The organism is Mesorhizobium kowhaii, from assembly GCF_042431665.1.
Classification (GTDB): Bacteria; Pseudomonadota; Alphaproteobacteria; order Rhizobiales; family Rhizobiaceae; genus Mesorhizobium; species Mesorhizobium kowhaii.
The window spans coordinates 489,538-512,113 of record NZ_JBHLYT010000053.1 but is presented as its reverse complement, the minus strand read 5'-3'; the positions used below and the strand labels follow the sequence as shown (position 1 = coordinate 512,113).

The following is a 22,576-nucleotide window of genomic DNA, read 5'->3' as shown; positions in this document are numbered from 1 at the left end:
CGCTTCCAACAGGCCGTGCTCACAATGTCTCCTCCCTGGGGATCATCACATCGACACGGCGGTTCTTGGCGCGGCCTTCCGGCGTCGTATTGTCGGCGATCGGTTCGTCCTCGCCCTTGCCATCGACCGTCAGTCGCGAGGGATCGCTGAATTTCGATGCCATCATCGTTTCGACAGCCTTCGCCCGGGCGACGGAAAGGTCGAAGTTGGATTTGAACGGGCTCGACTTTCGCGGTTTCACATTGTCTGTGTGGCCGACGATCCGGATTGGTCCAGGCTCGGGCTCCAGGGCCGCGGCGATGTCCGCGGCAATGGGCTGGAATTCCGGCTTCGCCTCGGCCCTTCCGGACTGGAACAGCAGGAGATTGTTGATTTCCACCACGATGAAGTCGCCCTTCGTGCCGATGGTCAGCCCACCGCCTTCGACTTCCTTGGCCAGTGCCGAACGAATGCGATCGATCTGCGCGGTGGCTGCGGGTGGGGTGACTTTCACCGGCTCGGCCAGCGGCGCCACGCTGGCGCGCTCGATGGCGACCGGTGTCGATGGGTTGAGTGCCAGCAATTCACCGGCGGCGGCGTCGCCTTCATTGGTGATGAAGACCCGCAATGCGAAGAACGCCGCTGTCAGCAGCGCCGCCGCCGCCGCTGCAACGACCCAAAGCGGCAGGCGGGCCGACGGTTGCGCCATCGTCGCCGCCAGGCCCTGCCAGCGCGGCGAGATGTCTTCACCGGCACGCGCCCTGAAGTAGCGAAGCGTCTCGTAGACGTCGCGTCGAACGCGTTCGAGATTGTTGTCTTCGCGCCTCACGCCTCGGTACTGGCCCTCGAAACCCAGCGACAGGCAGGCATGCATCAGTTCGAGCAGATCGTAGTGCGTCTCGGGATTGGCCAGTATCGTGTTCAGGGCTTCGTAGAAGCCTGTGCCGGCAGTCTCGGTGTGAAAGAACTGTCGCAGCATGCTGTGTTGCGCCCAGTCGTCACTCTTGGGCCAAGGCAGGTTGCCGATGAGATCGTCGGCGGTTTCGCACAGAGCAAATTTCGCAATCCGCGCATCCTCTTCGGGAACGTCGGATTTCTCCATTGCGCGGTCGAATTTTTCAATCGCGTCGGCGACATGTTGCGCCAGTGGCTCCGCTTGTCTTTCGACGGGCATAAGCCTGAGCTGCCCGAACAGCATCAGCAAGGGTGCTGCCGCGGCGAGAATAGGGTTTGCCGCGGAGTATTTGACCATGTCCGCGGCGCTGAGCAGGGTCGCCTGCTCTACGACCGGTGGCGGCGCGGCGGCGGAAGAGCCGGCGCCTGCCGCGGCAGCCAAAGCCGCACCTTGATAAATCACGGTTCCGGATGCCCAGCCCGGCGGTGTATGCCGCCCGACACCAGGATCGAATACCGTTGAATCCTTGACCGGAGAGGGTTGGCCTCCGTCAGTGGCAGGTAGCTCGGGAACTGGCGGCGATTTTTTCTCGCGCCGTGGACTTGCGCGAATGACGGTCTTGCCCGCCGGGCCGAAGGGGTCGTCCTTCGAGTTCATCGCCGATCGTCCGTGCAGGCGGTGTGCCCGCGATTGGGCGAGATAGGCCGGTTTCTGGTCAGGTAAAGAAAAGGCAGCCGCTGCCTGCCGTGGCAGTCTCCGGAGGAAGATTGGCTAGAAAACGCTATCCCGCCGTAACATGACATTTGCCGCAGACCCCCAGCTCAATGAGTCTTACCCGCTTGGCGAATTGTCGTATGCAATCGTAATCTCAGAAACTGCCGATTGGAACCGGATGCCGGGCGTCGAAGAGACTTTCTTCGCCGATTGGTGTGCGATGCGTTTCCTGGCCATGTGTTTCCTGGCCATGCGTTTGTTGGATCGCCTATTTTTGCTTGTCGGCTTTGGCGTAGGCCTCGCTGAAATAGGCCAGGAATATGTCCAGCATGCCGTTTTCGTGTGCTTCCTCCATGGTCCGCCATGTCGCGACATAGGCGTCCCAGGCCTGGCTCTTCTTCGACGTAAACGACGTAGGCGGGAGTTTCCTGCCGATCGCTTCGGGCGACAGGTCGTCAAGCAGCCGGGAGAGCGCCGCTTGCATGGCTGCATAGGTGGCAAATTCGTGCGTCTTGAGATCGCGGAATGCATCTTCGATGCTGCGCCTGGCATCAAGATAGCCGGCCCTGCGACGGGCGAACATGATTTCGAGGATGTCGTCGGTTCCTGGAACGAACTTCAGCGGATTGTTGTCCGCGGCGCTGATCATCGTTCGTTGTGTGCTCTTGGCCAACATTTTCGCGGCCGCGCGTGCCTTCAGCAGCAAGGTCAGTTCCTCGACCACCGCCCGCAGGACCGCGCCGATTTCGGCAGCAACCTCATGCGGGTCGCGCAATTGAAGCAATTCCGGCGAAATGCCGGCTCCGATCGCGATCTCCCGCAGCACCTCGTCCTTGGTAGAGGGCAGGGGGGGCGACGAGAATGTCGGCGCTGGAGCGCGCTGCCCGGACCGCTGTTGCGCCGGATCGAAGAAAGGCCCATCTCCGAATTCCAGCGACCGGCCTGTCGCGAGCGGCGTTTCTCGCTGCGAACCGTGGCTGGTTTGAGGATAGCCCGCCGTGGCGCGCTCCTCGTCGATCGATACGAGGATGACATAACGGCCGATCAGCATCCGGTCGCCATGGCCCAGCCGATGCGGGCCGGTCATGCGCTGGCTCGATCCATTGATGAAGGTCCCGTTGCGCGAGATGTCGCGCAGCCAGAACGCGCCGGCCTCGTAGCGAACCTCGCAGTGCCGGCCGGAGATGAACTTGTCGGGGTCGGGCAAGGTCCAGTCGCAGGCATCGCGTCCGATTTCGAAGCCGCGATCACGCGCTGCATAGCTGGCCGAGATGCCAGCGGGCAAGGAGTCGGCATTGTTGATTTGCAGACTGATGTACATCCAGGGTCGCCGTCGATCGTTGATCGATACGCCACCATTCTAGCAGTTTGCGCGTAAAACAGGACAGCCGCGTTTCGAGCCGATGAACTGGCAGGGTGAGTTCAGTCGCGCCACCCGCCCTCTTTGGTCAGCGGGGCACATGTGGTAGGCTCAACATGGCCTTGTGCGGCGGGTCGAAAAAGTTCCTGAGATAACGGGAACTTCAATCCACCGCGCTGGCGGCCGCGTCCAGGAGGGGCACGACCCATGCCGAACGAACGTGCCACGGTTGTGCAGACACCGGTTGGCGCCGAGCTGTTGACCTTCACGCATCTTGTCGGGCGCGATGAGATCAGCCGTTGTTTCGCCTATACGGCCGGGTTCGTAAGCACGGACGCCAATATCGATCCGCTGAAGATGCTGGGCGGGCCGGTCTCGATCGAAGGTGAATCCGATCCGAAGCGCTGGTTCAGTGGCATCGTGTCCGAGTTTCGGCTCACCGGCATCGAGGATCGGCTGGCCTACTACGAGGCGGTCATCAGGCCGTGGCTCTGGTTTCTCGGCAACACCACCGATTGCCGTATTTTCCAGAACAAGAGCGTCGTCGACATCGTCAAGGACATCTTCAAGAAATACAGCACGGCGGAATTCGATCTGCGCCTGCAGGGGTCCTATCCCCCGCGCGAATACTGCGTGCAGTATGACGAGACCGATCTGGATTTCGTACAGCGGCTGCTCGAGCATGAAGGCATCCTGTATTTCTTCGAGCACGATGACGGCAAGCATACGCTTGTTCTGGCTGACGCGATGAGCAAGCTGAAGCCTGCGCCGGGCTACGAGAAAGTGCTCTATAACTTTGAAGGTCAGGGTTCCCGGCGCGATGTCGAGTACATCACCGAATGGATACCGGGCAGTTCGGTGCGCCCGGGCGCCTATGCCCACACCGATTATGATTTCAAGAAGCCGGGCGCCGACCTCATGGCCAAGTCGGCCCAGCCGTTCAGTCACAAGCTGGCCGCGGGCGAGAACTACCGCCAGCCCGGCGCGCATCTCGAAGTGGGCCGGGGCGACAGCCTGGCTGCGGTCCGACGCGAGGAAATCCAGGCCGTACACCAGCGTATCGCTGCCGTCGGCACCGTGCGCGGCCTGTTTTCGGGCTGCACCTTCAAGCTGGATAGCTTTCCGCGTGAGGACCAGAACCAGGAATATCTGGTGGTGAGCGCCGAATACAGGCTGTTCGATCCGGGCTACAGTGCCCATGCCGACGTCGACAGCGAGAATTTCAAGGTGATCCTCGGCGTGGCGCCGACCGCCTTGCCCTATCGCCCGCCGCGGATCACGCCACGGCCGATCATGCGCGGGCCGCAGACGGCGACGGTGGTTGGCCCATCCGGCGAGGAAATATTCACCGACAAATATGCGCGGGTGAAGGTTCAGTTTCATTGGGACCGTCTGGGCAAGAAGGACCAGAACAGCTCCTGCTTCGTGCGCGTGTCGCAGACCTGGGCCGGCAGCGGCTGGGGGTTCATCCAGATCCCGCGCATCGGCCAGGAGGTGATCGTCGACTTCATCGAGGGTGACCCGGACCTGCCGATCATCACCGGCAGGGTCTACAACGCCTCTCAGATGCCGCCTTACGGCCTGCCCGGTAGCGCCACGCAATCCGGCTGGAAGTCGGACTCCTCCAAGGGCGGCGGCGGCTACAATGAGCTGATGTTCGAGGACAAGGCCGGCTCGGAACTGGTGAATTTCCAGGCGCAGAAGGATCACAACCTTCTGATCAAGCACGACCGCACCAAGCTGGTGCAACACGATCAGTCGGACCGCATCGACCACGACGCCAAGCACTCCGTCGGCCACAACCTCGATGAGGACGTCGGCAACAACAAGACGGTCAAGGTCGGTGTCGACCAGACGACGAATATCGGCTCGAACGACACCGAGACGGTGGGCGCCAACCGTTCGCTGACGGTGGGCGCCAACGAGACCATCCATGTTGTGTCGAACTCGACGGAGAACATCGACGCCAATCATTCTCAGACGGTGGGGATTGTCCAGACCGTCACGGTAGGCGCCGCTCGCGTTGATTCCGTCGGTGCCGCCGAGACCCGCACCGTTGGCGGTCTGCAGGCAAATACGATCGGCGCAACGCGCAGCGTGAGTGTCGGTTTGAGCCAGAGCCATAGCGTCGGGACGTCCGATAGTTGGGAGATCGGTGCCGCCCAAAATATTCAGATAGGGGCGGATCAGAACATCAAGGTCGGCGCCGCCCAAAACTTCGAAATCGGCGCGGCCCGCAGCGGCAAGGTCGGCGCTGATGACTCCACCGACGTCGGTGGTGCGCATGCTCTCAAGGTCGGCAAGGGCAGCGGCATCGAGATTGCCGAAGACAGCTTGATCAATGTTGGCAAGAATCTGGTGATCGAAGCCGGCGACTCCATCACGCTCAAATGCGGCGATGCTTCGATCACGATGAAGAAGGACGGCACCATTGTCGCCGACGGCAAGGACATTACACTCAAGGGCAGCGGCAAGATCACCGTCAAGGCCAGCGGCGACGTTATCGTCAAGGGAAGCACTATCAACAACAATTGAGGGCGTCATCATGGAAGTGCTGGATCGTATCGACGGCGTCGTGATCGGCCTGCTCATCGGTTTCGAAGAGGGGGCGCCGCTGGTGGTTTTCGTCGGCAATCCACGCGAGACGGCGATTTCGGCGCGCAGCCTGACCGAACTGGACGTTTCGGCGATTGGTTCGGAACTGGCCCTTCTTTTCGAGGATGGCGACCCGACGCGGCCGCTGGTCGTCGGACGCATCGTCGATCCGGCTCACAAGGAAAGGAAACTATCAATTGTCCGCGAAGGCGACCGTGTCGTCATCAGCGGGGAAGAACGCATAGAACTGCGCTGCGGTAAGGCGTCGATCATTCTGGAGAAGGATGGTCGCGTGACCATTCGCGGCACCCAGTTGACCAGCCAGGCCAGTGGGACCAACCGTATTCGCGGCGGGGCCGTGCATCTCAACTGAGGCATTGCCGATGCATCGCGTCGCGACGATCGCTGCCATTGTGGATCAGCACGCCGGAGATGCGGCTTTCCTCTGGCATCGCCGTCGCCGGGAGATCGACGGTCCAATTCTCGATGAGACGGACATCGGCCGCATCGACCAGCGTCTCGAGGCCAATCTCGAAGGGCTCATGGCTGCCGGCGAGGCTGGCTGGGAAGCTGCCCAGGCCAAGTTCACGGACTATGCCGAACCAGGCGAACTTTTCGTGCTTGGCGCGCTGGCCCTGCGTTGGGGCGATGCCGATCTGGTGGCGGTGGCGATCGACGGCGCGGCGAGCCTTGGTGATGCCGGCTTGTCGAGCCTCTCCGCCGCGATCGCGTGCACGCCGCGCGAAAGCCTGCGGCCACTCGTGGCGCAATGGCTGGACACCCGGGATGCGCTGCAGCGCTGCCTCGGACTCTCGGCGCTTTGGCACCATCGTGTGGATCCGGGGCCGCGCCTTCCTGACCTGGCGAACCATTCCGACGCGAGGGTGCGCAGCCGCGCTGTCAGGCTCGTCGGCGCCATCAAGCGCCGCGACCTCCTTCCATCTGTGCTGACTGGCCTTGAAGGCGAGACGCCCAGGGAACGTTTGACGGCAGCCCTGGCCGCTTGCCTGCTTGGCGAGACGCGGTCCGCTCAGCCCGTCATCGACAAGATCGTATTGACGGAGGAGGGACTGGCGGAGGCCGCGATCGAGATGCGCCTGCTGACGACGGCGACCAAGGCCGGCAAGGCTTGGCTGCAGAAGCATCTGGAGCAGGCCGCGCTTCGCAGTGTGGCGACAGCTTCGGTTGGCCTGTTTGGCGATCGCGCTGTAATGCCCTGGCTAATCGAGAAAATGCGCGAGCCGGAACTTGTCGTTGCTGCCGGTGCGGCACTTCGCGACCTGTTCGAGGTCGATTTCGCCGATACTGATCTGTTTGTCGTCGACCCGGCTGTACTCGGCAAGGATTTCGCTCATCTGGAAGACAGTTCGCTGCCGGTCGCGGACAGGGTCGAGGCATGGTGGAACGGGGGGCGGGGCGGACGTGATCATCGGCCTTTCCGGTCGATGCGCCTATTGCGGCTCAACGCGCTGCGCGCGGCATTGACCACACCCGACACGCCGCTTGCCGATTGGCGCGTCACTCGCCGCTTCCCGGCCTGGATGTGATTTTAGCGCCGCGTCACACGGGCCATCACCGCTGCGGCACGCAAGCCGTTCTCCGAGGCCAGTTCGCAGACGACGGTTGGACCAGGTGCATAGCCCTTGAAAAAACTGTCGGCAGCCAGCATCAGCGCGAGTGCCCCACCGGCAGCTCCTATGTCGCCGATCGTCATGGCGGGGAAAGCGGTGGGCAGGATTTCACGTCGGGTGCGATAGAAGCGCGGGCGGGCGATCATCATTTCCCAGCCGTCATACCGCTCGCCATTGCCGTTGCTGACCACGAAGTCGATATCGGGTTCCGAAGGGCCGGAGCCAGACATTGCGTCGCGTAGTGCGCCGAGCATGGCGCGACCTTGGCTGTAGCGGTCCGACAGCACGCTGTCCGTTTCCTGTGCAATCCCGACGCCGTGGATCGCGGCCACGACCGCCGCATCGCGCGACGGCTCGCGGGTCAGCCGCACGAAGGCGGCAGCCTCGCCCGGCACCAGGCCTTGAGGGTTTTCGTCCCCCTTCAGGCGCCCGGCCTGACCAAGTCGGCTGAGGTCGGTGTCATTGACGAGACTGTCGACCCCGCCAAGCAGGACCTGCGCGGCGCCCGCTTCTTCCATCAGCGCCAGCGCCCTCTCGATCAAACCGACGCTGGCCGCCGCGCCGCCATCGATGGCGCGCGAGGCCGAATGGAACCTGAGACCTGTCGCGCCGATCACCGCGGCCAGGAAGTCGTGTGGCGAAATATCGACAAAGGCCGGGTGGTGGCGAAAGCTCTCCGGTGGAGTGATGAGCAGCGCGGTTGCGGCGGCGACGCCCGGATCGTCCGCGCCAAGCGCTTCCTTGATGGCGCGGGCGGCCATGCTGACCAGCCATTCGCCCTGGGTGCGGCGCAGGCGCCAATGTGCCGGAATGCGGGCGACGACTTGCGACAGGCCAGCCTCAGGAAAGCCCACATCCTCGAAAGCGGATAGGCTGGCGCGGATCGCCGCGAGTGTCTGCGGCGCGTTCAAGCCGGCCGCGGTGACAGCGCCGAAACCCGCGACGTAGAGCGGCTTCTTCATGCCAGCCAGACCGGATGATTGGCGAGACCGCCGATGCCGCGTGGATCGATATACTGTTTGCGCTTGCGGGCGGCGAGCACGAAACCGGGCGTGACATGGCCAAATGCGATCTGCAGCAGCGACGGCGCATTGCGCCGGGTGACGAGCGCTAGACGCGCCTTGAGCGTGACGCGCCAGAGATCGGGTTCGATGATAACGGTGTCGGTCTTGAAGCTGCGCTGCTCGACCCGGTCGTCATAGATCAGCTGGATCGGCGCGACCACGCGCGGCAAGCGAAAATCCCAGCGGCCGTTCGGGGTCATGCCGATGATGGTGATCTGCTCGCCGCCGCGGATCTGCTGCAGATGCTGGTCGGCCGGAGCGCTCAGATTGTAGAGCGGGTCGAAATCCTTGGGCGGCAGAGGCCATTGCGTGTCGATCCAGGCTTGGTCGTAGGTACCAGCAAGCGGCAGCCGCGGCAGCCAGCCTCGCCCTAGCGGCCCGAAGCCGGCCGGTTTCGGGCGGTCGGACGGACTTAAGCAGGGCTCCCCCGGATAGGTGATGTTCGGCGCCTGCGTGCGTACGGCCGGGTCGGCCGAGAGCGCCTGATGATAGCCGACGCCGACCGGGTTGCGCCTGTCGAGCCGGCCATCGGCGAGCATGCCGCCATAGGCGCGTTCGTATACGATCGGCATGATACGGAATGGATGCGGGGCACTGTAGCCGGCAGCATCGTGGATGCGATCGCCGACGACATTGAGCACCTTTTGCACGGCGCCGACGCGGACCCCGACCTGCATCTCTGCCACCGGCCGGCCGTTCGGCGCATGGGCCGAGCCGTTTACCAGAACTTCGGCGCAAGGCTTCACCGGCGCGATGTCGGCCTCGTAGCGGTTGGACGAATTTGCCGGGTCGCCAAACGGGATATCCCATAGCGCGACCGGCATCTGGTCTTCCGAGACACGCAGTTCCGGCGCGCCGTCGAGCGCGTCGAAGCTCGCCGAAAACATGACGACCAGCACCTCCTGGCCGTCGACGTCGAGCTGAACATGCGTTGCCGCGGCGAAGGGCGTTCGGTTCTCGATCCAGACCGCGAACGCCATTGGTCAACACCAGTTCCCGTTTTCGTCAAGGCCAAGCGGCCAATATGGCATGCAGGTTATCAGCGTAACGAAATCATCATGCTTTCCCTCCACCAGCCAGCCGAGAAGCAGGACCTCGGGAGGCACGCGGTCCGCTTCGTCGAGTGTTGCGTTCAATGCAGTGCACCTCAGCCAGATATCACGCACCAGTGTTACGACTTCAGGTGCCGATGCCGGGCCGGCGAGCCGGCGATCGAAGGATGCATCGATCGCATCCTCTCTAGACCCGCCGTCCTCCATCTGGGAATCGATCAGACTGCTCCACCATTCCGAGGCTGTGTCGTAGGTCGGCTGCAGAGACGCCAGATACTCCTGAAAAATCTGCCGATGCGCGTCTGTAGCTTGCGCCAGGGACTTCGGGTTACCTTGCGAACTTGCGACAGCGAGGTCACTCGGCGCACAGCACAGGCGCGAAATTCCCTTGGCGACGATGTGAACTGTTTCGAGCGGCATTAGCAGGGATCCCCGTCTTTGCTGACGCCGATCGGGATGAAGAACATTGTCTCCATCACCTCGTAGAGGTCATCGTTGTCGTCCTCGAGGTCGTGGACGAGAAGGTCTATCGGCAGCACTTGCTCGCGCGTCGGCGGCGGCACGTCTCGGCCCCACAATTCGCCGGGGTCATCCTCATGGTATTTTCTGCCTTGCTCGTCCAGTTCGAGATTGAGCTCCTCGGCCAGAAGGAAGTATTTGCGAAAGATAGCGATCAGGCGCGGGTGCGCGCCAAGCTCGGTCGGCCAGCGCGTTTCGAAATTGACGGTGAGGCCGCCCGGATAGGATTTCTGTTCATTCTTCTTGAGCTGAGCCTTCCACCACTTTTTGACGTTCGGTATCGCCGCGCGAAGTTCCGCAATGTAGTCGTCCTGGATTTTCTGGAGACGCTCGTCCATCACATCCTGATCCTGGCTATCTTGAGTTTTGCTTGCTGCCGGATCGTCTTCATGTTCGCCCCCTGACTGTTCGAGCACTTGCGACAATGGGGCTTGACCGCCTTCGGCTTGGCGAAATGGTCCTTGAACCCCTGGTAGGGCTTCGGCATATGGCAGCCGCCATTTTCCCACGCGACCTTCATCGGCGGCTCATGGTCTGGAGTCATTGCCTTCTTGTCACGGTCCTTGTACCTTTTCTTTGAAACCGTTGAATACTGGTTCGGGGGAAGCCAAGGCTTGCCGCATTCCCAGCACGGCTTCCCGCGAACCTTCTTGTCCTGGGCCGCATTGATATCTGGCGCATGCTTCTTGCGGCTGTATTTCGGGCACTTCTTCTTACCCGCCGCATGCGGAGCGACAGCCTTGTAAAAGGCCACCAAAGCAGAGCCGTCCAAGCCGTTGCACGGGTTACTGCCTTCGTTCTGGCCCATAGGGTCGCCGTGCCGGCATACACCCTTGCCCTCCACCTTGACTGTAAAGGACCACAGCATGAAGGCGCCCTTGCCCTTGATGCGGTGAGTGATGACGCCGGCCCCAAGCCCGGGCGTGGCCGGCTCATTACCCGTACTCATTGCAACTTCGGACGAGCTCTCGAGCGCCGTCGGATTGCCGTCGATCTTCACGGAAGTGCTGCCTTTGATCAGGTCGCTGGCGGAAAGCATGTTTACATAGGGAACCGGCACCGGCCCCGCCGGCGGTGGCGGTGGCGACAGGCACACGTCGCCGGGGGCGACGCCCTTGCCGTTGCTTCCCTTGTGGAAGAAGCCCATGCCTTCGGCGAAGACCGTGATGGCCATCGCTACGCCTCCCTGACTTCCATCGGCGCGGCACGCATGGCAGGCAGGCCGTTTTGGGCCAGATCGTGGATATCCGCGAAGCCGAACTCCTTGACCTCCCAGTCGTCGCTCCAGAATGCGATTGTCGCGGTGGGCTGGCTCGACATTTGCGTTTCGAGCCCCGCGAGACGGCGGCTTATTGTTGCCGTCGAAAGGCTCTGGTCAACTGCGACCCGCGCCAGCTCGGTGACCTCCTCGAACCACGGATCGCCCGGCTCGGGCGGCGGGCCCAGCCGCACGATCGCGAACGGATAGCGGCGACCGACGCGATCCTCGCTCATGCGCCAGACGCCGGCGCAAGGCTGTTCACAGAAGATCGCCGCCGGCACGGTGAAGCGCCAGACACGCGAGTCCAACTCGCCTTCGTCCGGCCGAGCTAGCAATTCCATCGACATCCAGCGGTCCCAGCGGTCGATGAAAGTCCGCGGCAGGTTAGCGGCGACGAAATCTCCGGTCGCCGGGATCTTGCCGAAGAATCCGGTGATCATATCTGCGGCGGACATGTGAACTTCTTGAACATTTCCAAGTTGTAGGGGTTTTCGACACTGGCGGCCTTGAGCTCGAAATCGGCATACATGCCTTTCGTGCCCAGGCGCAGGCTGTAGACATCGGTCAGCGACGTGCCGGCGAAACGGCCGCTGCGCAGCATCCTCAGCCAGGCCCAGCTGCCGGTCTCGTTGAGCAGGATTTCGGGCGATCCGTCGATCGGCTGGAAGGCGAGCGAGATGACCCCGGTGCCGTCCTTGCCGGGCCACGTCATCGGTTGCGGCCGCGTCGCGTTGTTGTAGTAGACGAGGCTCTGGCCATCGAGATTGAGCGTGACACGCGTGACGTTGGGAGACAGGTCCTTCGGTTCGAGCGTGAAGCTCATCACCGGTCCGGTCCCACCGGGAAAGAGATCGTCGCGGATATGCCTGGCCTGTTCGAACGCCGCCAGCGCCGCGGGATCGAGGCCGAAATCGGCGCGCCATTTCCATGGCTGGCTGGTCGTGTCGACATAGTTGATCAGGTGGTCGTTGATGAAACCGTCGATCAGCCCCGCCGGTCCGAACAAGCGGGCGAAATCACGCACATTGACGTCCACCGCGCTGTCGGCGCTGAAGGGATAGCGGTCGTTCAGCGCGGCCTGGCAGAAGGGCAGTATGTCGGCCCGCCAGATGGCGTTGAGCTCCGAAGTGACCGCTTTCTGAGTCAAATTGCTGGTGTCGCCGGCAATCCCGCCCAGCCAGCTGTTGATGGGGTCGGGCAGGATCTGTGCCTGCCTGGCGACCGCACCCGTCAGTTCGGCCAGGCCGCCCTGCTTCTTGATGGCATCCTGCGGATTGGGGTTCGCGGTGACCGTCTGCAGCACGTTCGAAAGCGCGGTCAGCGCGACAACGGCGGCATCCAGCGCCGGCGGCTGGCCGTCGACCTCGGCGATGGTGCTCTTGAGCGGTTTGAAATGTTCGGCCACCAGATTGCCGGTCAGGTCCACCTCGCTGGCCGACCCGGCGCGGGGAAGCAGTTTCGCACCGCTTGTCGCCAGCTTGCCGAGCTTGCCAAGCTTGCCGAGCAGCTTCGAAGCGCCCTTGGCTGCCGACTTGTCGTCGGCGGGCGCCTCGTCGGAGCGCGTCAACTCGGTCTCCTGAACGACAGCCGTAAGCAGCCGCTTCAGCGCCGAGTCGGCGCTCGATAGGTCCTTCAGATTTTCGCTGGCGACATTGAGATCGGTCAGTGGTGCCAGCCTCATGTCTCGCAGGAAGCTGTCCCATTGCGCGATATAGTCGTCATAGTAGAGCTTCAGAATATCCTCGGACAGCGCCGAGACCGAGGTCTCGGAGTTTTCCGAGCAGCCGCCGGCGAAAACGGCACGATCGAGCGCCGCTTGGGCGGCGACATCGTCGATGCGGTCGAGAATGACGTCGTGGAAGCCGGTATAGGTGAAGGCCCCGGAAATGCCGACGCGAAGTGTCTTGTCGGAACGCCGCGCAAACACCTTGCCCCCGTTAGGGCCGGCGAAATTGGCCGGGATCCACTCCTTGAGCTCGGCCACTGCCGGATCGGCCAGCAACTGCCTGTAGGCACGCGCCGGCAACGAAATCGTGCACACCGTTTTCAGCGCTTCGGCAACCAGGGCCTGGTCGGGCGCGATATAGCTCTCGTCGACCGTCATCCGCCGGATGGCGGCAAGCTGATGCTCTTCGGCATCGGCGGTCGGAAATGGTGCCGCCACCGCGAATTCGGGCAAGCTGTTCACCCACCAGTTCTGGGCGTAATCGGCATCCATCTGCGACAGACCCGTCATCATGCGATAGGTTTTCAGTGCGCCGAGCATGAAATCCGGATCGCGGATCTGCCGCCACATGGTCGCCTCGAGCAATGCGACCATCCGTGGCTCCAGGATATTGCGCAGGGCGTGGTCGTAGGTGTCGGTCTGTGCCCGCACCAGTTCCGCCGAGGCCGATGGCCCCAGCAGGTCCTGGGCGGCGCCCGGCGGTGCTGTCCGGGCAGTTGCGACCGCGTCCATCGCATCGAGCGCGCCGTCCATGGCAGGCTGCTCCACTGATGCCGGGGTTGCGGCAACGGAGGTCAGCGGCGTTTGCAGCGCTTCGAACTGGCCTGCCTGGGCCGAGATCGCATTGCGGTTGTCGTAGTAGGACCAGGTGAACACCGCACTGGCCAACAAAGCTGCCGCGGCACATGCAGCCGCCGCACCCCGCCAGATCCAGGCGCGGCGGCGTTGCGCCAGCGGGTCGAACGTACCGAGGCCCGCTTCCTTGAAGATGACTTCGGTGAGCAGGTTCTTCAGGAAGAAGCTGCGTTTCTCGACCCTTGGCGCGGGCAGGGCCCGCCGTGGCGGAAGGCCGAAGGAAGAAGACAGCGCCGCCGTCAGCCGATCGATGGGCGCCCCTTCCTGCGTCGCCGATGTCAGATAGAGCCCGCGCAGCCAGGCGACCTCTTCATACCGGCTTTCGCCGAACATCGCCTCGACCAGCACCTGGATCGGTTCGGACAGGCTTGCGAGTTGGGCGGGAAACCTGAAGATCTCGGCACGGGCGGCGAGTTTGTCCTCATCCTCCAGGCGCGGCACCAGCCGCCGCTCGAGTTCTGTCGCCAGCGTCGAAATTTCCCTTTCGATGGTCTTGGCATCCACACGCGCATCCAGCGCGAAGGTCGTTCCCCATACCTGCTCGCGCGAGGCGGTGGACAGGCCGCCGAAGAAAGCCTCGAAACCCTTGATCAGATCGGCCTTGGTCAGCATCAGATAGACCGGAAGGCGGATTTCGAGCCGATCGTTGAGCTCGGCCAGCCGGCGGCGGATCTTGCGGCCGTGCGCCTTGATGGCTTCGTCGCCTTCCGAAAGCACGTCGATCGAAAGCGCTACGATGACGCCGTTGAGCGCGCGGCGACCCCGGTGCTTCTTCAACAGGTCGAGGAAGCCCAGCCATTCCGTCGCGTCGACATCGGGCTGGCTCTCCTGCTGGACATAGCGGCCGGCGGTGTCGATCAGAACCGCGTTTTCGGAAAAGAACCAGTCGCAGTTGCGCGTGCCACCGACCCCTTGCAGGTCGTCGGTGAGGTCGATTGGAAAATTCAGCCCGGACTGCCGCAAGGCGGTGGTCTTGCCGGTGGCCGGCGGTCCGACGATCACATACCATGGCATCTCGCGCAAAAACTTGCGCCCGCCCAGCTTGCGGCGCTTCAGTTCGGCCATCACCTCGGCGAACTTGGCACCCACGGCCGCCACGTTCTCTTCGCCGGGACTGAGCGGCTTTTCCACCGCTGGCGCGGCAATCTCCGCGACGAACATGCGGTTGGCGCGGATCGCCCGGCGCTGGGCGACGATCAGCCAGATCAGCCAGAAGATGACCAGCAGCGCAATGATGACGATGCGCACATTTTCAGAGGCGAACGGTTCGTAGGGACCGACCCTGACGATCGGACCGAACACCCAGATGACCAGCGAAAGCAGCGTGATGCCGATCAGCGTCCAAAGCCAGCGCGATGTCAAAACCGCCCAGAGGAAGCGCAGGATGAACATCTCACAGCCTCTTTTCGACGAGCACCTCGACGCGGCGGTTCAAGGCTCGCCCCTCGCGCGTGCTGTCGCTGGCTACTGGATCGGTGGCTGCGCGGCCCTCGGAATGGACGCGATCCTGCGGCACTCCGTTCTGGACCAGCATGTCGGCAATCGTCTGGGCGCGAGCCTCGGACAGCCGCTGGTTGGTCGACAGCGGATTGGTCTTTTGCAGCGGAACGCTGTCGGTATGACCGATCACCGTGATTTTGCCGATCAGCTCCTGATTGGCAAGGATCACCTTGGCGATCGACCCGATCAGGGGCTCGAAACCTTCGGTCAGTTGTGGCCGTGACGACTGGAACAGTTCGGGGTTGGAGGCCTGGATGATCAGCTTGGCCAGCGAAACGCTCTCGGTGCCGCTGAGAGCAGATTTGAGGTCGGCCGGCACCCCGGCCTGAAATTCCGGCAGCAGCGCAAAATCCACTTTCTCCGGTGGCGGGGCATCGACCTTGGGCGAGATACGGCTGATGTCGCCGCGTGCAGGCGGCGGCAACGCGCGAACGAGTGCGGAAAGCTCGACCGCCTGGCTGCTCAGTCCCATGGAGAGCCCGACATGGATTGCCGTGGCAACAACCGCCGCGCCGAGCGCCATGACCCAGATCGGAACGATGAAGCGCTGCGGCTCGTCGGATGCGATCACGCCTTTCCAGTTTGGCGACAGTGGCGCGCCTTCGGCGTCGGCATCGCGCAGGAAGCGTGCCGCCGCCACGCGCACGGCATTGAGCGAGCGGTCGCCCGACCGGCCTGGTACACGATATTTGCCGCGGAAGCCGAGCGCCATGCAGTCATACTGCAGTTCCAGCAATTCGCGATCCCGGTTCGGATGGCGCTCAAGCTCGTCGAGACGTGTGAAGAACTGCGTGCCGGCATCGACATCGCCGCGCAGCATGACCACGAGCGGCTGCCGCGGCCAGGCGCTGGCCCCGCCCCATGGCGTGTTCAAAGCCAGGTCGTCGAGCAACGCCGCCACCACCCAGGCCGCCTGGTCGGCCCGCTCCATTGAGGATCCCGCCGCCATTGCCGTGTCGCGGGCCCGAACCAGTTCTTCGAGCAACCGGGTACGCAATACTTCCGGATTGTCCGGCGCCAGCGCGCTTTCAAGCTCGGGAGCGAACTCGAGCAAGGGCGCGAATGCGTTGACAAGCGCGTTCGGGTGGGTGCGGGATCGCTTTACCACCGCGCCCGGCAAGAGTGGTGCCATCGGCCGCGGCATCGGCGCGCCGGTCAATCGTATGCGAGTGCGTTCGCGATCCTCCGACAGTCCGAAAGGATCATCGCGGCTCATGATCTCACCTGTTCACCGAATAGCAGTCCACCTGCGGCTCGCTTGGCAACACGCCCGAAACACCGATGACGAAGCCGGGGGCATCGAGCAGCGACGCCCAGTACTCGCTTTTCTGGTCCAGCTCGAGGCATAGGCGATCACCATCGTAAGGGATCTCGCGCGGCTGGGAATGAAGCGGTTTCAGCGGAATGCCGGGCAAACGCGATTTCCACAGGCCCTCGAACTGGTCGGCCGAGCCGACAGTCGCCTGGTTGACGAATATCTTGCGCAGCGCGTCTTCCGACAGCTCCGAACCGACCCGGATGACGATCCGGCTGGCCACCAGCAGCTTCGGGTTGTCGATGCGGATTTTCCAGACATTGGTCGAATGCCGCATGACAGGCAGCGCACGCGATTTCGGCTCGATGTAACGCAGGCTGAGGATGAGCGAGCGCAGCGCATCCGCCAGCGCCGAATAGGCAGGGCCGGGCGCCATATGATCGTAGGCGGGCAACTCGCCCAGCCGCCGCGCGCTCGATCCGTAGGTAGCCATCGAACCGGCAAGCCCGGCAAGTTCCAGGTAAAGCTCGGCCGGATGGAAGACGTCCTGAGCCAGCATGTGGGCCAGCCGCGGACGCGCCGCATTGGCGAGATTGAGCATCAGCAAATCTTCGACGCTGCGCCCAGGCCCGCCCATGACCATCTTGCCATGCGCCTCGGCGATCTGGTCGAGGCCCGTGACAACTTCCAGAAGCAATTGCCGATACCAGGCCACCGCGCCGGTAATCAGTGTCGGTGGCAGGAAAGTCTCGTCCAGCGAAACGCCGCCATCGGCTCGAACCCCCTTGAGGTCGGCTATCGGCAAGGCTGTGTAACCACCGACCGACTTGCCGGGTGCAAGCAGCAGCGCCTGCGGACGGGCGATTTCGATTTCTTCAGGATCCGAACCGCCCTGGACGGCGTCACGCACCGAAACGATCCGCCCATGATATCGCGCTCCCGAGGCGGCGGCGTGTGCCGGATCGAAGCCGACACCACCGGCAGGCTCCAGCGGCAAGGCGACCAGCACCGGTCCGGCGCTCGTGTCCGGGGTCACCGGCAGAGGTCGCGGCGCGTCCATCATGTCTGGAATGGAAAAAGGTGTCCCGTCCGGGAAGATGCCCCGTGCGGACAGGATCGAGATCTGGCCGGCGTCCAGCAATGCCTGGTCCAGCGTCAGCTGTTGAAAGCCGAACGTATGCAGTTGCCCGGCCTGCAACGCGCCGCGCACCGTCGCCTCGAAGAAGCGATCCTGCTGCTGGAAATGCTGGGTCCGCAGGAAAAGGCCTTCGGACCATAGCACCCTGTTTGCATCGCTCATGCCGCTACTCTCTGCATTGAGCTCCCCTTGCCCTGGCCGCTAGGCGGAAATACCGCCGCTGCCAAGCGTGACATTGATCGTGAATTTTGATCCCGGCGACACCGACTTGGTTGTCCGCCAGTTCCTGCCGCCAGGCTCGCGGATCAGTGCAACGAAGCCCAGCGCCGTCGCGTCCGGCTCGACGGTGATGGTTTTGGATGCGGATTTTCCCGGCCCGACAGCGATCTGGTCGGATCCGATAAGATCACCTGCCAGCGCCGTGCCGGCATCCCCCTGCAGCGCAAAGTAGTCGGCGGAATTGAATTTGCCGGTGCTTTTCAGCCGCATCACGAGAACCGTCACCGGGCGGTCGCCGCCACCTGGCCCCGGGTTCATGCCGGCCCCGCCGGTCACGTTGACGGTGATCACCGATGGTTTTGGCGGACCACTCTGGCAGGCCGCAAGCAGCCCCGTCGCGCCCAGGGCAACGACAAATTCACGCCGATCGATCATGTCTCACTCCTCCTCATATGCATTTCGAAAATCAGCGCCGATTTCGCCAAGGAAGCTTTTTTCCGCGCTCTCGGCGATTTCACGATGGCGTTTCTGATAAAGCTCCCACAGCTTGGCGCCGCGCCCGCCCGAAAGCAGGGTGCCGATCGCCGAATTCGACTTCAGCTCTTCCTCGATCGCGGCCGGATCAAAACGGTCGATCATCCGCCGCAAAGCGGCCTGTATGCCGCGCCAGGCGCGCACGTGATGTTGCGCGAGATCGCGAACCGCGTCGGCGATCGCCGCTTCGCCGGCGAGAAATCCGGGGCTGCGCTCGGCGATAAGCGTCACGATGGCATCGTCGACCGTCGGCAGAAACTTGAGCGGATTGACTTCGGAGGCCCCGACCATGGTCTGGGCGACGCGAGCGTTTCCCTTTTCCTCGGCCCGCTTGCGCAGAAGCTGCATCAGGCCTTCCATCATCAGCCGATATTCGCGACCGAACTTCTCCATTTCCGCGATGCTGTCGCGTCCGGGGAAATCGGCTTCCTCGACGCCCATGCCGTGCAGGAATGCGGAGCGAAGCGCCATCTCCCCGGGCTGCGCCGCTGCCGGCGGGCGGGCGGGTTTGGGAGCAGCGCCCGTACGTGGTGGGGGAGGGGTATCCGCCGCTTGCACGGGCAAATCCCAGGGATTGGCGGATTGTGGTCGCTGGGCGATGCGCTCGCGCTGTCCGGTCGAGGCGGCGCCGTTTGCCGAAGCGGGCGCCGCGGCTGGTCCGAAACCAAAATCATCATTGAAATCGGACGGCTTCCCAGCAGCGGGCTCGGCTCCACGGCTGGGGGACGGCACCGGGTCGAGGCTAAATGGGTCCGCCCGGTTCGCCGCACTGCCCGGCTCGGGATAAGGAGCGGCATTTTTCGACACAGGCGTTGAAACTGGATCGAGGCTGAACGGGTCATCGAAAGCAGGCGAGCTGCGCTGGCTGGAGGTGGCACGCTCGAACGCGCCCGGAACCGGCTGCTCGAACGGGTTCGGCAGATCGGCCGGACGTGGCCGTCGCGGCTCTTCTTCGACCGTGGCGGAAAAGAAGTCATCGCGGCCGATGCTCACCGGCGCTCGAGATGCCGGCGGCAGGCGTTCCGGAACCGGCTGGCCGACTGCGGGTGCTTGAGCGGCTGGCGTTTGCAGGTCGACATAGACGGTATAGTCGCCCAGCCTCAGCCGCATGCCGCTTTGGAGTCGCGTCGACTTGCCGGCACCGAGCGGGCTGTCGGAATCGTTTATGAACAGTCCGCTGCTCGACGTGTCGGTGACGAAATATCCATCTCGCCCGCCAGAGATCTTGCAATGAGCGCGCGAAACGAACATGTCGGGATCGTCGATCTGCCAGCCCGCGTCCGCGCTGCGGCCGATCACCAGCTCACCCTCGTCCAGCCGGGTCTGCCGTACCGCCTGGGTGCGTGGCCCTTGCTCCAGCGTCAGCAGCAGACTCATGCCGCGACCCCCGCCATTTCCGGCCGCCATCCGACGATTGTCCGCAGCCGCATGTCGTCAGCATCGCCCCTTTCCGCGGGTCGCGCAAGCCAGGCGGTTCGGCCGAGCTGTACCGCTCCGATACGGGGCGGCGGCACTGCTTCACGCGCAAGCACGATGCGCAGGTCGACGTCGAGCGATTCCCCGACCATGTCGCGAACGGCCTGCTTGAACAGTTTGTGCCGCCGGCCGCCAGGCAGGAACGCCTTGAAGTCCTCATACCCCAGCGGGCCGACACGCAGTTCGATCCTGCTTTGGCGGTTGAAAACGCGCGGGCCGATCGTCGCCCCCCGGCCGAGCCCTGCATAGGCCTTTGCAAGGCGGGTCTGGAGGCTGGTTGGCACGGTCATCCAGGCGGCGATGAACTCCTTGATCTGGACCGGCACCTTGAACGCTTCCGCCAGGAACAGCGTCAGCCGTTCCGGACCGTCGACCTGGCTCGCGAGCGAAGCCGCCTGGCGAAGTTTCACCGTATCGAGATCGGTGTTCTGGGTGCCGGGAAGTCCGATCCCGGCCATGGCTTCGAGCATGGCGCGAACGCGCCCACCGACCTCGCGCTCGACCTGTACCGCGGGATGCGCATCCGCCCAGGCCCGGTAGTAGAGGGCGATCATGCGGTGCTGCAGAATGTTGACGAAGTCCACGAATGTCGTGTCGCTGGTCAGCTGTGCATCGGCGCCGGCGAACCAGCGCTGCGACAGGCGGTCGAGCACCCAGCGCGTCAAATGCAGCGGCATAGGCCCCTCGGGTCCCAACAGGCCGAGATTTGCAACCGTGACCCGGGCCGGCGCCTCGTCACTGGCTTCGCGGAATTGAACCAGGTCCCGCGCGCAAAAGGCGAGGCGCACATGCTGGCCGAGCCGTGCCGGCTCACGGTCGGGGCGGCCGGAATGGCCGAACAGACCGCTCCGCTGTTCGAGACGGCGCAGCAGTTCGAAGAAGTCGAACGCCTCGGACAGATCTTCGGCCCGGTTCGGGCTGGGCTTGTCTAGATCAGGTAGCGATTGCCGGGCGTCATCGGCCATGGCACATCCTCCTGCTTCTGCAGCAGCCGCGTGCGGGTTCGCACGAAGCCGTTTATTCCGGCATGACGGGCAAATAGCCGCGCCAGCAAGGCCGAAAGCAGCAAGGCGCTTTGGCCGGCCAGGACCGATTGATCGACGTGCAACGTCACTTCGGTGCCGCGTCCGAAGCACATCGGCCCATCGATCTGCAGCCGCTCGATGACCGGCTGCGAGTCGATACGCACGATCGAATGCACATTGCGGGCAAGGCTCGGATCGCCGCGGTCGGCATAGAGGTCGAGCAGCGCATGCAGAGGGTCGACGCCGCGGCCTTCCTTGGCAAGGCTGAGAAAGTTGAGCGCGAGCTGCGCCACCAGCCGCCAGGCGAGATCGTCGGCCCGCGATTCACCGTCCGCCCCAGTCGGCAGTGCCGCGGGGATAGCCGGCTGCGGCGGACGCAGCGCGCCAAGAAGCCTGACCGTTTCGACCGGGTCGCCGGCCTCCAGCGTCAAGGTCGGATTGTCATCGAGGATCGGCAGATCACGATTGGTGCAAAGCGCCATGACGTCGAGACGTTTCAGCGGCCGGTTCGCCGGGCTTGCGAGCGGCCGGGATATGGCCAGGAAAACGTCGTCCCCGGTGTATGACGTGCGGGTCAGGCCGTCGCGCCGTTCCTCCTCCGTCGCTCGGCGAGGGCGCCGTTCCGTCGAATAGACCCAGCCACTGCCGCGATTCTGACCCAGGCTGAAGAGTTCGGGAATTTCGGCGTCGTTGCCTTCTGTGTCGGCGTCCTCGACGCGGATGACCCGATAGATCTCGAAGTCGCGCGCCCGCGTTCGGTCTGCATGCAACACCTGCCGCGTCTTGCGCGCATCGACCTCGATGACGTTGCACTCACGTTCGAACAGATTGATGATCGGCGTCGCGAAAAGTTCGAAGTCCGCCGGCGTCAGGTCGGCCAGTTCGGCCACCGAGCGTCTGAACAAGAAGATGATCTCGAGCCCGGCCCCGCATCGGCGCACGACGGGCTGCAACCCTGAAACCCGCGCATAGTGGAAGCGCTCGGGCATCATGAAGTATTCGCGCAGCAGGCGGTATCCTTCGAATGTCGGGCGAGTACGCGGCATCAAGGCTTCGTCGTCGCTGATGCCCACCATTTCGGGTGCCGGCAAGGGCGACAGCGGGTTGGCCTTGCCTTCCGGTCGTGCGCCTGCAGCCGAGCAAGCACCGAAAATCGCGTCGAACAGAAGCGGCGCCTTGGTGCGCCCGGCAAAATAGAGGTCGAGCCGGTCGAGCGCCAATTCGTCGAGCCTGCCTTTTCCGGTCCGGGCCAGCGTGATGCGGAGCGCCGCCTCGCCGCCGACGCCGCCGATCGGCCCTATGCCGGCCATCGCCAGCGCACTGCGATCCTGAAAATAGCTGACCGAAGTGATCGCTATCGGCCATAGGGTCATTTCTTGCGCGGTGGAGAAAGTGCAGCGCGTCGATAGGCCGGGCTGCAGGCTGGAAACCAGCCGCGTGTTGCGCTTGACGACGTGGCCGCCGAGCATGGTCTGGACCTGCTGGCCGGGTTTCAGCACCGCCATCGCCGTTGCCGGCGCCGGCGTGACCAGGTCGGGATAGAGAACCTCGAGCACGCTGCGTGAAAATCGCGAGCGCTCGGCGTCGACCTTCAGCCGGGTGCGCGCGGCGAGGAAGGCGACGCCGTCCAGCAGCCGCTCGACATACGGGTCCGGACACGGGACCGTGTCGAGCGACAGGTTGCGCGCCACCGCTGGATGCATGTCGGCAAATTCCGCCGCGAGGCCGCGGATATGGGTCAGTTCTTCCTCGTAATATTCGACGAAGACCCGATCCAT

18 protein-coding genes are annotated in these 22,576 nt (G+C 63.7%); 3 read left to right on the top strand and 15 right to left on the bottom strand.

Annotated elements, in window-relative coordinates; genetic code table 11:
- Positions 1-19: 19 nt before the first annotated feature.
- Together tssL and tagH (ACFFNA_RS29810) are read right to left on the bottom strand one after the other, a co-directional pair.
- The gene (tssL, locus tag ACFFNA_RS29815) at positions 20-1,531 is read right to left on the bottom strand and encodes a type VI secretion system protein TssL, long form (protein ID WP_378923444.1); all 1,512 of its coding nucleotides are present in this window, start codon (positions 1,529-1,531) and stop codon (positions 20-22) included.
- A 325-nt stretch (positions 1,532-1,856) separates the two neighbouring features.
- The gene (tagH, locus tag ACFFNA_RS29810; RefSeq protein WP_378923443.1) at positions 1,857-2,909 is read right to left on the bottom strand and encodes a type VI secretion system-associated FHA domain protein TagH; all 1,053 of its coding nucleotides are present in this window, start codon (positions 2,907-2,909) and stop codon (positions 1,857-1,859) included.
- Between the two features lie 246 nt (positions 2,910-3,155).
- On the opposite strand from tagH (ACFFNA_RS29810), the gene ACFFNA_RS29805 reads away from it, so the two are divergent.
- Genes ACFFNA_RS29805 through ACFFNA_RS29795 form a run of 3 tightly spaced genes read left to right on the top strand, consistent with a single transcriptional unit; the run spans position 3,156 to position 7,090 of the window.
- Positions 3,156-5,483 carry a type VI secretion system Vgr family protein gene (locus ACFFNA_RS29805; RefSeq protein ID WP_378923442.1) on the top strand — a complete coding sequence of 776 codons (2,328 nt, stop codon included), beginning with the start codon at positions 3,156-3,158 and terminating at the stop codon, positions 5,481-5,483.
- 7 nt (positions 5,484-5,490) lie between these two features.
- Complete coding sequence (locus tag ACFFNA_RS29800; protein WP_378923834.1) at positions 5,491-5,916, top strand: DUF6484 domain-containing protein; 426 nt, start codon at positions 5,491-5,493, stop codon at positions 5,914-5,916.
- 10 nt (positions 5,917-5,926) lie between these two features.
- Entirely contained in the window at positions 5,927-7,090 is a 1,164-nt protein-coding gene (locus tag ACFFNA_RS29795) for a hypothetical protein (RefSeq protein WP_378923441.1), read from the top strand.
- Positions 7,091-7,092: 2 nt separating this feature from the next.
- Here ACFFNA_RS29795 and ACFFNA_RS29790 read toward each other — a convergent pair whose 3' ends face one another.
- The 13 genes from ACFFNA_RS29790 to tssF are packed head-to-tail and all read right to left on the bottom strand — an operon-like array spanning position 7,093 to position 22,576.
- Positions 7,093-8,136 (bottom strand): hypothetical protein, encoded by a 1,044-nt coding sequence (locus ACFFNA_RS29790; protein WP_378923440.1) that lies wholly within the window; start codon positions 8,134-8,136, stop codon positions 7,093-7,095.
- Entirely contained in the window at positions 8,133-9,218 is a 1,086-nt protein-coding gene (locus tag ACFFNA_RS29785; RefSeq protein ID WP_378923439.1) for a DUF2169 family type VI secretion system accessory protein, read from the bottom strand. The genes ACFFNA_RS29790 and ACFFNA_RS29785 overlap by 4 nt, the downstream gene beginning before the upstream one ends.
- A gap of 3 nt (positions 9,219-9,221) precedes the next feature.
- Positions 9,222-9,710, bottom strand: a complete 489-nt coding sequence (locus tag ACFFNA_RS29780) for a hypothetical protein (RefSeq protein WP_378923438.1) — start codon at positions 9,708-9,710, stop codon at positions 9,222-9,224.
- The gene (locus ACFFNA_RS29775) at positions 9,710-10,147 is read right to left on the bottom strand and encodes a hypothetical protein (protein WP_378923437.1); all 438 of its coding nucleotides are present in this window, start codon (positions 10,145-10,147) and stop codon (positions 9,710-9,712) included. The genes ACFFNA_RS29780 and ACFFNA_RS29775 overlap by 1 nt, the downstream gene beginning before the upstream one ends.
- Positions 10,147-10,983, bottom strand: a complete 837-nt coding sequence (locus ACFFNA_RS29770; protein WP_378923436.1) for a DUF4150 domain-containing protein — start codon at positions 10,981-10,983, stop codon at positions 10,147-10,149. The genes ACFFNA_RS29775 and ACFFNA_RS29770 overlap by 1 nt, the downstream gene beginning before the upstream one ends.
- A 2-nt stretch (positions 10,984-10,985) precedes the next feature.
- Positions 10,986-11,510, bottom strand: coding sequence for a type VI secretion system-associated protein TagF (gene tagF, locus ACFFNA_RS29765; protein WP_378923435.1), 525 nt, complete (start codon positions 11,508-11,510; stop codon positions 10,986-10,988).
- Complete coding sequence (gene tssM / locus ACFFNA_RS29760; RefSeq protein WP_378923434.1) at positions 11,507-15,043, bottom strand: type VI secretion system membrane subunit TssM; 3,537 nt, start codon at positions 15,041-15,043, stop codon at positions 11,507-11,509. The genes tagF and tssM overlap by 4 nt, the downstream gene beginning before the upstream one ends.
- Position 15,044: 1 nt before the next feature.
- Positions 15,045-16,367, bottom strand: coding sequence for a type IVB secretion system protein IcmH/DotU (gene icmH / locus ACFFNA_RS29755; RefSeq protein ID WP_378923433.1), 1,323 nt, complete (start codon positions 16,365-16,367; stop codon positions 15,045-15,047).
- Between the two features lie 4 nt (positions 16,368-16,371).
- Complete coding sequence (gene tssK, locus ACFFNA_RS29750) at positions 16,372-17,706, bottom strand: type VI secretion system baseplate subunit TssK (protein WP_378923432.1); 1,335 nt, start codon at positions 17,704-17,706, stop codon at positions 16,372-16,374.
- Positions 17,707-17,745: 39 nt separating this feature from the next.
- Positions 17,746-18,198 (bottom strand): type VI secretion system lipoprotein TssJ, encoded by a 453-nt coding sequence (gene tssJ / locus ACFFNA_RS29745; RefSeq protein ID WP_378923431.1) that lies wholly within the window; start codon positions 18,196-18,198, stop codon positions 17,746-17,748.
- 3 nt (positions 18,199-18,201) lie between these two features.
- Positions 18,202-19,674 carry a type VI secretion system-associated FHA domain protein TagH gene (gene tagH, locus ACFFNA_RS29740; RefSeq protein WP_378923430.1) on the bottom strand — a complete coding sequence of 491 codons (1,473 nt, stop codon included), beginning with the start codon at positions 19,672-19,674 and terminating at the stop codon, positions 18,202-18,204.
- Positions 19,671-20,738, bottom strand: a complete 1,068-nt coding sequence (tssG, locus tag ACFFNA_RS29735) for a type VI secretion system baseplate subunit TssG (protein ID WP_378923429.1) — start codon at positions 20,736-20,738, stop codon at positions 19,671-19,673. Before tssG ends, tagH (ACFFNA_RS29740) begins: the two co-directional genes overlap by 4 nt.
- Positions 20,702-22,576 carry a type VI secretion system baseplate subunit TssF gene (tssF, locus tag ACFFNA_RS29730; RefSeq protein WP_378923428.1) on the bottom strand — a complete coding sequence of 625 codons (1,875 nt, stop codon included), beginning with the start codon at positions 22,574-22,576 and terminating at the stop codon, positions 20,702-20,704. The genes tssG and tssF overlap by 37 nt, the downstream gene beginning before the upstream one ends.